Below are 12,108 nucleotides of genomic sequence, written 5' to 3'. Positions count from 1 at the left end.
TCAACGGTGACTCGGCGGCTGCCTCTTGGCGAGATCCGGGGACAGGTCCGGGTTCTGGGGGCGGCGGTGGCGCGGAGCCGGGAAGGGGGTGGGGGCAGGGGCGTCGGCGAGGAGGGCGTCAGCCGTGTCCTGCTCGGGGGCCGGGCCGAAGGCGCCGGGTTCGACGCCGGGGCGGCGCGGCGGGAGCTGCTTGGAGGTGGGGGCGCCGAACAGGGCGCGGCGGGTCTCGGCGCGCAACTGCCGCAAGGTGCGGCGGGCTTCGGCGACGGCTTCCTTGAGGGGCGCGTGGACGGCGCGCCCGTACCAGCGGCCGGCCGCGCGCAGGGCGCGGACCGCGGGCGCGCCGGTCCACCGCCAGACCCAGGCGGCGGGGACCACGACCGTCACCCGGACCAGCCACTTCAGGCCGCGCCCGACGGCGCGCGAGACATAGCCCGCTGCGCGCCAGGCGAAGCCGAGGGCGGTGCCGATCTCCCGGGTGACGGGGACGACGATCCGCCGCCACGTGAAGGAGAGCGGCAGCACGACCAGCGTCGCCAGCAGCCAGGCCAGGCCCCGCCCGGTCTGCCGCAGCGTCCATACGATGCCGCGCCCGGCGGGGGCGAGCACGTACCGCCACAGCGCCACCAGCGGCACGGCCACCACGTAGCGGACGAGGAAGACGGTCACCGGGACGAGCAGGGAGTGCCAGAGCAGGCGGGCCGGGACGACGAGCAGGTAATGGCCCAGCCAGGAGGCGCCGTTGCCGAGTCCGGCAAGCGCGGCGCGGATGCCGCGGCCGACGGGGAGCAGCACGTACCGCCACAGCGCCGCGAGCGGCAGCACGACCAGATGCGCGAAGAGCCACCCGCAGCCGCGCCCGCTCTGCCGCAGCGCCCAACCGATGCCGCGGCCCACCGGGGCGAGCACGTACCGCCACAGCGCCACCAGCGGCACGGCCACCAGATAGCGGGCCAGGAAGACCACCGGGATCACCACGAGGGTGCGCCACAGCCACGCGAGCGCCACGCCGAGCACCCGCAGCGGCGGGAACAGCAGCCGCCGCCACGTCCAGCGCAGACCGGCGCCGGCGCCGCGCCCCGCCGTGGCCACCGCGTCCCAGAGCAGACGCAGCGGCAGTACGACGGCGAAGGCGACGATCCGGACCGGCATCCGTACGGCGACGGTCAGGCAGCCGTCGCCGCCTCCGGCACCGCTCCCCCGCGGGTGTTCCATGGCCATCCGGTGAACCTACCCGTAGGGCTCGGGAGTGTCAGGCCGGGACGGGCTCCGCGTCCGGATCGGCACCGGTCAGATACTCCTCGGAGATCTCCTTGGGACCGAAGGGCCAGACCTTCTCGTAGCGGGACCACAGCGCGAAGGCGACGCAGCCGAGCGCGACCCAGGCAAGCGACCACTCGATGGGGTGCCGGCCGGGCGAATTCCTGTCCGCGTAACCGTAGATGACGAGCCAACCGACGAGCGCGACGATGCCGGGCACGGGGTAGAGCCACATCCGGTACGGGCGGCGCAGCCCCGGCTGGCGGCGGCGCAGCACGGTCAGGGCGAGGACTTGGGCCAGCGACTGGACGATGATCATGACGGTGGTGAGCAGCTGGATCAGCGTCGCGAGGTCGGTGTGCCGGCCGATCAGGAAGCCGATCGCGGTGATCACGCCCATCGTGGCCAGGCCCCAGACCGGGAAGCGGTGCCGGGCGTGCAGCTTGGCGTACGGCCGGAAGAACACCCGCTCGCGGGCGGCGTCGTAGGGCACCCGGGAGCCGCCGAGCAGTCCGGTGAAGACGGAGGCGAAGGCGGTGATCAGGATCAGCACCGTGACGGTGTCGGCCGCGCCCTTGCCCCAGGTCTTCTCCAGTACGGCCGAGGCGACGGAGGTGGAGGCGATGTCGTCCGGGTCGGTCATCCGGTGCCAGTCGATGACGCCGAGCGTGCCGATCTGGAGCAGCAGGTAGATCGCCATGATGCCGAGGATCGAGAAGACGATGGAGCGCGGCAGCACCCGGCCGGGGTTCTTGACCTCGGCGCCCATGTAGGCGGTGGTGTTGTAGCCGAGGTAGTCGTAGATGCCGATCGTCAGGCCGGCCGCGAACCCGGTCCAGAAGTGCGAGGTGGTCAGCGAGAACGCCCCGTGCGGGTAGGTGAAGGCCAGATGCCCGGAGAAGTCGCTCGCCGCCGCGACGATCACCAGCAGCACCGAGACGATCATCACCGCCCACATCACGGCGGTGATCCGCGCGATGTGCTCGATGCCGCGCCACAGCAGCAGCACCACGCCGAGGATGATGCCGAGCCCGACGAGGTCGCCGGTGGTCTGCCCCATGTCCGGCGCGAGATAGCCCAGATACTGCACGAATCCGACGACGCCGGTCGACATGATCAGCGGGATGAAGAGCATCGCCGTCCATACGAACAGGAACGGCATCAGCTTGCCGGTGCGGTACTGGAACGCCTGCCGCAGATAGACGTAACTGCCGCCGGACCCCGGCATCGAGGAGCCCAGCTCCGCCCAGATCAGGCCGTCGGCGAGGGCGAGCACGGCGCCCGCGACGAAGCCGATGACGGCCTGCGGGCCACCGAAGGCGCCGACCATCAGCGGGATCGTGACGAAGGGTCCGATGCCGCACATCTGGCTCATGTTGATCGCGGTGGCCTGGAACAGGCCGATACGGCGGACGAAGCCACCGGGGGGCGGAGGGCTTCCGGACATGGTGCGGCTCCCTGGGCGGGTGGGGACGGGCAGGCGGGACGTGGCGGATTCCCGACCGGGTACGTCTGCCCCGGTTCGGCGCGCTCAAGTTAAGTTCCTTTACTATCTCCGTCAAGGGGTCCCGCCCGCTTCCCTCGCACATACGTGAGAATGTCCGTATGACCAGCAGCGACGGCGGCTCCGACCAGCCCTGGAACCAGCAGCGGCTGCGCAGCACCAATGAGCGCCTGCTGCTGGAACGGCTCCGCGGCGGCGCCGCCTCGCGCGCCCAACTCGCCCGCGAGACCGGCCTGTCCAAGCCCACCGTCTCCAGCGCGCTGGCCGCGCTCGCCGCTGCCGGACTGGTCCGCGAGGCCGGCACCCACACCCCCGAGCGCGGCCGGATCGCGGTCCTCTACGCACCGGATCCGGCCGCCGGTTACGCGCTCGGCATCGACATCGGCCGGGACTGGCTGCGGGTCGCGCTCGCCGATCTGGACGGCGCGCTGGTGGCGCGCGCTGACGTCCGCAACCGGGCCCGTACGTCGGGGGCGATGGCCGATCTGGTGGTGGCCACCGCGCACGGGGTCGTCGCGGACTCCGGGGTCGCGCCGGACAAGGTGGCGCACGCGGTGGTCGGCACGCCGGGTGTGTACGACGCGCAGGCCCGCCGGGTCCGCTACGCGCTGCACCTGCCGGGCTGGGGCCGCGCCGGGCTCTTCGACCGGATGCGGGACGAGCTGGGCGTGCCGCTCGCGGTGCACAACGACGCGAATCTCGCGGCGCTCGGCGAGCACACCTTCGGCGTCGGCGCGGGCAGCAGGCTCTTCGTCTACGTCATGATCGGCACCGGCCTCGGCATGGGCATCGTCGCCGACGGGCGGCCCTTCACCGGGGCGCACGGCGCCGCCGGCGAGATCGGTTTCCTGCCGCTGTCGGGCCGTACGGAACCGGACACCCTGGAGGACGCGGTCTCGGCCGAAGCGGTGGTGCGCGCCGCGCACGCCCTCGGGATGACGGGGCCGCTCACCGCGAAGTCGGTCTTCGAGGCCGCGCGCGCCGGGAATCCCGCGGCCGTCGCCGCCGTACAGCAGGAGGGCGAACGGCTGGCGCACACCGTCGCGGCGGTGGCCGCCGTGCTCGACCCGGATCTCGTCGTGCTCGGCGGCGGCGTCGGCCACAGCGCCGACCTGCTGCTGCGCACGGTCGGCGACACACTGCGGCGGCTGACGCCGCTGCGGCCGAAGGTCGCCGCGAGCGCGCTCGGCGAGGACGCGGTGCTGCTGGGCGCGGTGGCGACCGCGCTCGGCACGGCGCGGGACGTGGTCTTCGAGCGGCGCGCGGCGCCGCCACCGGCGTAGCGCTCTCGTACGGCGCCTGGCGTCGTACGGGCCGAGTCTCGTAGCGGCCGGGCGCCGTTTGGATCAGGCCCCGCGTCGTACGGCGGTCACTGTCGTACCCCCGGCGTATCGTCCTGCGCGTCGGACGACGGTGTCCGGCGGGCCGGTCCCGTGAGGAGAGCCATGCGCAAGGTCATCATGTCGATGTCGGTGTCCCTCGACGGCTTCATGGAGGGCCCGGACCGGGAGATCGACTGGCACCGGGTCGACGCGGAGCTGCACCAGCACTTCAACGACGAGCTCGCCGGCGCGGGCGCCTTCGTCAACGGCCGGGTCACCCATGAGCTGATGGCCGATTTCTGGCCGACCGCCGACAAGGACCCGGAGGCCGACCCGCGGATGGCCGAATTCGCCGGCATCTGGCGCGGGATGCCGAAGATCGTCTACTCCCGCACCCTGGACCCCGCGGCCCACACCGCCTGGCACACCACCGTCAAGCGCGAGATCGACCCGGACGAGATCCGCGCGCTGCTGGCCGAGCCGGGTGGCGACCTGGTGGTCGGCGGCGCGGAGGTGAGCGGCGCCTTCCGCGACCTCGGCCTGATCGACGAGTACCGGATCTACGTCCACCCGGTGCTGATCGGCCGCGGCACGCCCTGCTTCGCGACCGCCGACGCCATGGACGTCAGCGCCCTGGTGCTGGTCGAGAGCCGCACTTTCGGCAACGGTGTGGTGCTGCTGCGCTACAGCACCCGCTGAGCCCCGCGTCCCGCGCCCGGACAGGCCCTAACGCGGCGCCGCCAGCCGCCGCGCCGCCTCGACCACGCCCGCCCGGCGGCGGGCCCGCTCCTCGGGCGCGTCCGGATCGGCGCCGGTGAGCATCGCGGCGAGCTGCGGCACCGAGAACCACCAGGCGGCCAGCGCGATCAGCAGGAAGACCAGATGGGCGGGGTCGAGCCCGTCGTCGAGCACGCCCTCGCGCTGCGCCGCCGCGACCGCCCGCACCTTGTCCTGGTAGTGGACCGTACGGTTCACCTCGTCGGCGACCGGGCCGCCGCTGAGCCCCTCCCACTGGAGGAGGCGGGCCAGCTCCGGGTGGTCGGCGTGGTAGTCGAAGGTGCGGCCGGCGAATTCGCCGATGTCCTGGTAGCCGGGGTTGCCGAGCGCGACGCCCGCGGCGAGCTTGTCCAGTTCGTCGGTGAGGACCGTCTCGAACAGCGACTGCTTGTCGCCGAAGTAGTTGTAGAGCCGTTCCTTGTTGATCCCGGCGCGCTCGGCGATCCGCGCCATCGTCGTACCGGCCGGGCCGCGCTCGGCGAATTCGGCGACCGCCGCCTCCTTGAGCCGCCGCCGGGTCTCCTGCGTGTCCCATGCCATGGAGGCAGCGTAACCCGTTTCCAACGGTCCGGTTGGAGACGGGGGCGGCCGGCGTTACAGTGGAATTCCAACCGCAACGTTGGAGTTGGGAACGGAACGCGGGACACCGAACGCAGGACCCCGGGCGCGGGCCGCCCGGGGTCGGGAAAGGCAGCGGCACATGAACATCGACATCACGGGCAAGGCCGTCGTGATCACGGGCGCGGCGCAGGGCATCGGGCGCGCGCTGGCGCTGGGGCTCGCCGCCGACGGCGCGCGGGTCGCGGTGCTCGCCCGGGACCGGGCGCGGGCGCAGGCGGTGGTCGAGGAGATCGCGGCACTCCCCGACGCCCCGCCCGCGCTGGCCTTGGCGGCCGACGTGAGCGACGAGGCGGAGGTCGGCGCCGCCGCCGCGGAGGTCGACGCCGCCTTCGGGCGGGTCGACGCGCTGATCAACAACGCCGGCTGGATGCCCGGTTCGCAGCCGGTGCTGCGGACGGACGTGGCCGTGCTGGAGCGGGTGCTGCGGTCCAATCTGATCGGCGGCTTCCTGACCACCAAGCACTTCGCGCCGCTGATGATCCGCGGCGGCGGTGGCCGGATCGTGTACATGTCGAGCATCGCCGCGGTGCAGGCGGTGGCCGGCGGGGCGCCGTACTCCGGCTCCAAGGCCGCGCTGAACATGCTGTCGGCCGTCACGCACGTGGAGCTGGTCGGCCAGGGCATCCGTACGGTCGCGATCGCGCCGGGGCTCACCGACTCGCCGGGGATGCGGGAGGTCGCCACCGCGGAGCAGATCGAGAAGACCGCGGCCACCTACCCGGGCGGCCGGATCGGGGCGCCGGAGGACCTGGTCGGCCTGGTCACGTTCCTGTGCAGCGACGCGGCCAACCACCTGTCGGGGACGGTCGTCACCGTCCGCCCGCCCGCGCCGCGCTGAGCGGCGGCGCCGACCCCCGAGCGACCCGCGAGGCGCCGATTCCCGTCCGCCAGGCGGGAGTCGGCGCCTTTGTGCTGTGCGGATGCGCCCGCAGGTCAATAAATCGAGTGACGTGTGAAAACTGTTGACAAGCCAGTGCCACGATCGCACCATGTGATTCGCAAAAAACAGGTCAACAAGCTCCCAATTCCTGGCATCAACCTGCAACTTCACGGCAGGCACCCGTACCGCGAGCCGTCCCGCCGCACCCCCGCTCGCTTCCGCTCTCCGCTCCCTCCCCCCGCTCGGTCCCGCACGACTGAACAGAGGACACATGAAACGGAAACAGCTCAGACGCCGGCTGCTGACCGGCCTGGTCACGGCAGGACTCCTCCTCACCGGGCTGCTGCCGCTGGCCGGCGGCGCGTCCGCCGCCGACCGCCCCAACCTGGCCCTCGGCAAGGCCACGTCGGCCAGTGGCGCCACCGGCGGCTACCCCGCGTCGGCCGCCTCCGACGGCAACCAGGCCACGTACTGGGAAGGCCCCAACAACGCCTTCCCGCAGTGGCTCCAGGTGGACCTCGGCGGCAGCGGCGCGAACGTCGACCAGGTGGTGCTCAAGCTGCCGGCCGGCTGGGAGACGCGCACCGAGACGCTCTCGGTGCAGGGCAGCACCGACGGCGGCAGCTTCAGCACGCTGTCCGCCGCCCAGGGCCGCACCTTCAACCCCGCCTCCGGCAACACCGTTACCCTCGACTTCGGCCCGGCCGCCGTCCGGTACGTACGGCTGAACATCACCGCCAACACCGGCTGGCCCGCCGCCCAGATCGCCGAGTTCGAGGTGCACGGCACCACGGTCACCGACCCGGGCGACCCGGGCGACCCGGGTGATCCGGGCGACCCCGGCACCGACCCCGGCGACGGCAGCGGCACCGACCTCGCGCACGGCAAGCCCGTCGAAGCGTCCTCGTCCGTGCAGCAGTTCGTCGCGGCCAACGCCAACGACGGCCAGAGCGGCACCTATTGGGAGTCCAACGGCTACCCGTCGACGCTGACCGTCAAGCTCGGCGCCGACGCCGACATCACCTCGGTCGTCGTCAAGCTCAACCCGGACCAGGCGTGGGGCCCGCGCACCCAGAACATCCAGGTGCTCGGCCGCGGCCAGAACGCGACCGACTTCACCTCGCTCAAGGCCAGGGCGGACTACTCCTTCAGCCCCTCGGGCAACCAGAACGCGGTGCGCATCCCGGTCACCGGACGCGTCGCCGATCTGCGGCTCGGCTTCTTCGCCAACTCCGGTGCCCCCGGCGGCCAGGTCGCCGAGGTCCAGGTCGTCGGCGTCCCCGCGCCCAACCCCGACCTGACCGTCACCGCGCTGTCCTGGAGCCCCACCGCGCCGGTGGAGAGCGACACCACCACCGTCAGCGCCACGGTCAAGAACATCGGCTCCGCCGCCTCCCCCGCGACCACCGCCAACATCAGCATCGGCGGGGTCGTCGCCGGCAGCGCCGCGGTCGGCCCGCTCGCCGCCGGCGCCTCCAGCACCGTGCAGGTCGCCGTCGGCAAGCGCGCCACCGGCAGCTACACGGTGACGGCGGTCGTCGACCCGACCGACGCCGTCGTGGAGCAGAACAACGACAACAACAGCTACACCGCGCCCGGCAAGCTCGTCGTCGCCCAGGCGCCGGGCCCCGACCTCCAGGTGCTGGACGTCACCTCCAACCCGGCGAGCCCCGCGGTCGGCGCGGCGGTCTCCTTCACCGTCTCCGTGCACAACCGCGGCACGACCTCGAGCGGCGCCACCACCGTCACCCGCGTCGCGGTCGGCGGCACCACGCTCGACACCAGCACCCCGGCGGTCGCCGCGGGCGCCACCACGACCGTCAACGTCACCGGCACCTGGACCGCCACCTCCGGCGGCGCCACCATCGTCGCCACCGCGGACGTCACCGACGTGGTCGCCGAGACCAACGAGACCAACAACACCTTCTCGCGCGCCATCGTCGTCGGCCGCGGCGCGGCGCTGCCGTACACCGAGTACGAGGCGGAGGCCGCCAGTTACAACGGCACCCTGCTGGAGGCCGACCCGCTGCGCACCTTCGGCCACACCAACTTCGCCACCGAGTCCTCGGGCCGCAAGTCGGTACGGCTCAACTCCACCGGCCAGTTCGTGGAGTTCACCTCCACCAACCCCAGCAATTCGATCGTGGTGCGCAACTCGATCCCGGACGCCCCGAGCGGCGGCGGCATCGACGCCACCATCAGCCTCTACATCAACAACACCTTCAACCGGAAGATCACGCTGTCCTCGGTGCACAGCTGGCTGTACGGCAACACCGACGGCCCCGAGGCGCTCACCAACTCCCCGCAGGCCGACGCCCGCAGGCTCTTCGACGAGTCCAACGCGCTGCTGCCGGACACCTATCCGCCCGGCACGAAATTCCGGCTCCAGCGGGACGCGGGCGACTCCGCCTCCTTCTACATCATCGACCTGATCGACCTGGAGCAGGTCGCGCCGCAGAAGACCAAGCCCGCCGACTGCACCTCGATCACCGAGTACGGGGCGGTCCCGGACGACGGCATCGAGGACACCGACGCCATCCAGCGGGCGGTGACCGACGACCAGAACGGCGTCATCAACTGCGTGTGGATCCCGGCCGGCCAGTGGCGGCAGGAGAAGAAGATCCTCACCGTGGACCCGCTGCACCGCGGCCAGTACAACCAGGTCGGCATCAGCAACGTCACGATCCGCGGCGCCGGCATGTGGTACTCGCAGCTCTACTCGCTGATCCAGCCGCAGGACGCGGGCACCATCAACCACCCGCACGAGGGCAACTTCGGCTTCGACATCGACAACAACACCCAGATCTCCGACATCGCGATCTTCGGTTCCGGGCGGATCCGCGGCGGTGACGGCAACGCCGAGGGCGGTGTCGGCCTCAACGGCCGGTTCGGCAAGAACACCAAGATCAGCAATGTGTGGATCGAGCACTCCAACGTCGGCGTCTGGGTCGGCCGCGACTACGACAACATCCCCGACCTGTGGGGCCCGGCCGACGGCCTCGAATTCAGCGGCATGCGGATCCGCGACACCTACGCCGACGGGATCAACTTCACCAACGGCACCCGCAATTCGAAGGTCTTCAACTCCTCCTTCCGCACCACCGGCGACGACTCGCTGGCGGTCTGGGCCAACAAGTACGTCAAGGACCAGTCCGTCGACGTCGCGCACGACAACCACTTCGTCAACAACACCATCCAGCTGCCCTGGCGCGCCAACGGCCTCGCGATCTACGGCGGTTACGGCAACACCATCGAGAACAACCTCGTCTACGACACCATGAACTACCCGGCGATCATGCTGGCCACCGACCACGATCCGCTGCCGTTCTCCGGCACGACTCTGATCGCCAGCAACGGCATCCAGCGCGGCGGCGGCGTCTTCTGGGGCGAGCAGCAGAAATTCGGCGCGATCACCCTGTTCGCCTCCACCAGCAACATCACCGGCGTCACCATCCGGGACACCGACATCGCCGACTCCACCTACGACGGCATCCAGTTCAAGACGGGCGGCGGCACCATGCCGGGCGTCACCATCAGCAATGTCACCATCGACAAGTCCAACCACGGCGCGGGCATCCGCGCCCAGGGCGGCGCCCGGGGCGACGCCACCCTCTCCCACGTGACGATCACCAACTCCGCGGAGGGCAACATCCTCATCGAGCCCGGCTCCCAATACACGATCACCGGCTCGTAGCCCCAAGGTTCTCCCCCCCCTGAAAACCCCGTGGCCCGCGCCCTCCCTCAAAGGAGTGCGCGGGCCACGGGCCTTGGGGCGACGGCTACTTGACCACGGACAGCGGCAGCAGCTTCTGCCCGGTCGGGCCGACCTGGATGTGGGTGTCCATCTGGGGGCAGACGCCACAGTCAAAGCAGGGGGTCCAGCGGCAGTCCTCGACCTCGGTCTCGTCGAGGGCGTCCTGCCAGTCCTCCCAGAGCCAGTCCTTGTCGAGGCCGGAGTCGAGGTGGTCCCAGGGGAGGACTTCTTCGGCGGTGCGCTCGCGGGTGGTGTACCAGGGGAGGTCGACGCCGAGGCCCGGGAGTACGGTCTCGGCGGCGCGCAGCCAGCGGTCGTAGGAGAAGTGCTCGCGCCAGCCGTCGAAGCGGCCGCCGTCCTCGTAGACGGCGCGGATCACGGCGCCCACCCGGCGGTCGCCGCGGGAGAGCAGGCCCTCGATGATGCCGGGCTTGCCGTCGTGGTAGCGGAAGCCGATGTTGCGGCCGTACTTCTTGTCGCCGCGGATGGCGTCGCGCAGCTTCTCCAGGCGGGCGTCGGTCTCCTCGACGCCGAGCTGCGGCGCCCACTGGAAGGGGGTGTGCGGCTTGGGGACGAAGCCGCCGATGGAGACGGTGCAGCGGATGTCGTTCTGCCCGGTGACCTCACGGCCCTTGGCGATGACGCGCTTGGCCATGTCGGCGATCTGGAGGACGTCCTCGTCGGTCTCGGTGGGCAGCCCGCACATGAAGTAGAGCTTCACCTGCCGCCAGCCGTTGCCGTAGGCGGTGGCGACGGTACGGATCAGGTCCTCTTCGGAGACCATCTTGTTGATGACCTTGCGGATCCGCTCGGAGCCGCCCTCGGGGGCGAAGGTGAGCCCGGAGCGGCGGCCGTTGCGGGTCAGCTCGTTGGCCAGGTCGATGTTGAAGGCGTCGACGCGGGTGGACGGGAGGGACAGGCCGATCTTGTCCTCCTCGTACCGGTCGGCGAGGCCCTTGGCGACGTCCGCGATCTCGCTGTGGTCGGCGGAGGACAGCGACAGCAGGCCGACCTCCTCGAAGCCGGTGGCCTTCAGGCCCTTCTCGACCATCTCGCCGATGCCGGTGATGGAGCGCTCGCGCACCGGACGGGTGATCATGCCGGCCTGGCAGAAGCGGCAGCCTCGGGTGCAGCCGCGGAAGATCTCCACCGACATCCGCTCGTGCACGGTCTCGGCCAGCGGCACCAGCGGCTGCTTCGGGTACGGCCACTCGTCGAGGTCCATGACGGTGTGCTTGGACACCCGCCACGGCACACCGCTGCGGTTGGGCACGACCCGGGCGATCCGGCCGTCGTCCAGATACTCCACGTCGTAGAAGCGCGGTACGTACACCCCGCCGGTCTTCGCCAGCCGCAGCAGCACCTCGTCCCGGCCGCCGGGCCGGCCCTCGGCCTTCCACGCGCGGATGACCTCGGTCATCTCCAGCACGGCCTGCTCGCCGTCGCCGATGACCGCCGCGTCGATGAAGTCGGCGATCGGCTCGGGGTTGAAGGCGGCGTGCCCGCCGGCCAGCACGATCGGGTCGTCGAGCGTACGGTCGGCGGCCAGCATCGGGATGCCGGACAGGTCGAGCGCGGTGAGCATGTTGGTGTAGCCCAGCTCGGTGGAGAAGCTGAGGCCGAACACGTCGAAGGCGCGGACCGGGCGGTGCGCGTCGACCGTGAACTGCGGCACACCGTGCTCGCGCATCAGCGCTTCCAGGTCGGGCCACACGCTGTACGTGCGCTCGGCGAGGACGCCCTCGCGCTCGTTGAGCACCTCGTAGAGGATCATGACGCCCTGGTTGGGCAGGCCCACCTCGTACGCGTCCGGGTACATCAGTGCCCAGCGGACGTCGGCGCCGTCCCAGTCCTTGACGGTGGAGTTCAGCTCGCCGCCGACGTACTGGATCGGCTTCTGGACGTGCGGGAGAAGTGCTTCCAGGCGCGGGAAGACCGACTCGACAGGCATCTCGGCGACTTTCATCAGACGGCTGGGGCGCCCCCGGCC

At 71.3% G+C, this 12,108-nt stretch carries 8 protein-coding genes; 4 read left to right on the top strand and 4 right to left on the bottom strand.

The features are described 5' to 3' along the window. Both BM076_RS24665 and BM076_RS24660 read right to left on the bottom strand, forming a co-directional pair. Nucleotides 1-1,221: a hypothetical protein gene (locus tag BM076_RS24665; RefSeq protein ID WP_177246587.1), complete on the bottom strand. Its 1,221-nt coding sequence runs from the start codon at nucleotides 1,219-1,221 to the stop codon at nucleotides 1-3. A gap of 31 nt (nucleotides 1,222-1,252) precedes the next feature. Further along, the gene (locus BM076_RS24660) at nucleotides 1,253-2,707 is read right to left on the bottom strand and encodes an APC family permease (protein ID WP_093715881.1); all 1,455 of its coding nucleotides are present in this window, start codon (nucleotides 2,705-2,707) and stop codon (nucleotides 1,253-1,255) included. Between the two features lie 158 nt (nucleotides 2,708-2,865). Here BM076_RS24660 and BM076_RS24655 point away from each other — a divergent pair, with 158 nt between their 5' ends. Both BM076_RS24655 and BM076_RS24650 read left to right on the top strand, forming a co-directional pair. Further along, complete coding sequence (locus BM076_RS24655) at nucleotides 2,866-4,047, top strand: ROK family transcriptional regulator (RefSeq protein ID WP_093715880.1); 1,182 nt, start codon at nucleotides 2,866-2,868, stop codon at nucleotides 4,045-4,047. Nucleotides 4,048-4,209: 162 nt separating this feature from the next. Continuing rightward, on the top strand, nucleotides 4,210-4,785 hold the full coding sequence (locus BM076_RS24650; protein WP_093715879.1) for a dihydrofolate reductase family protein: 576 nt from the start codon (nucleotides 4,210-4,212) through the stop codon (nucleotides 4,783-4,785). Nucleotides 4,786-4,812: 27 nt separating this feature from the next. Here the strand turns inward: BM076_RS24650 and BM076_RS24645 are convergent, their stop codons facing one another. Continuing rightward, the gene (locus BM076_RS24645) at nucleotides 4,813-5,403 is read right to left on the bottom strand and encodes a TetR family transcriptional regulator (protein ID WP_093715878.1); all 591 of its coding nucleotides are present in this window, start codon (nucleotides 5,401-5,403) and stop codon (nucleotides 4,813-4,815) included. 160 nt (nucleotides 5,404-5,563) lie between these two features. Between BM076_RS24645 and BM076_RS24640 the strand changes: the two genes are divergently transcribed. Further along, complete coding sequence (locus tag BM076_RS24640; protein WP_093715877.1) at nucleotides 5,564-6,322, top strand: SDR family NAD(P)-dependent oxidoreductase; 759 nt, start codon at nucleotides 5,564-5,566, stop codon at nucleotides 6,320-6,322. 313 nt (nucleotides 6,323-6,635) lie between these two features. Beyond that, nucleotides 6,636-10,058 (top strand): CARDB domain-containing protein, encoded by a 3,423-nt coding sequence (locus tag BM076_RS24635; RefSeq protein WP_093715876.1) that lies wholly within the window; start codon nucleotides 6,636-6,638, stop codon nucleotides 10,056-10,058. Nucleotides 10,059-10,143: 85 nt separating this feature from the next. On the opposite strand, the gene BM076_RS24630 is transcribed toward BM076_RS24635, so the two are convergent. Then, on the bottom strand, nucleotides 10,144-12,069 hold the full coding sequence (locus tag BM076_RS24630; RefSeq protein ID WP_093715875.1) for a TIGR03960 family B12-binding radical SAM protein: 1,926 nt from the start codon (nucleotides 12,067-12,069) through the stop codon (nucleotides 10,144-10,146). Nucleotides 12,070-12,108: the final 39 nt, after the last annotated feature.

Origin of the sequence: Actinacidiphila alni, assembly GCF_900112845.1 — a bacterium.
Classification (GTDB): Bacteria; Actinomycetota; Actinomycetes; order Streptomycetales; family Streptomycetaceae; genus Actinacidiphila; species Actinacidiphila alni.
This window is presented reverse-complemented; position numbering and strand designations above follow the sequence as displayed.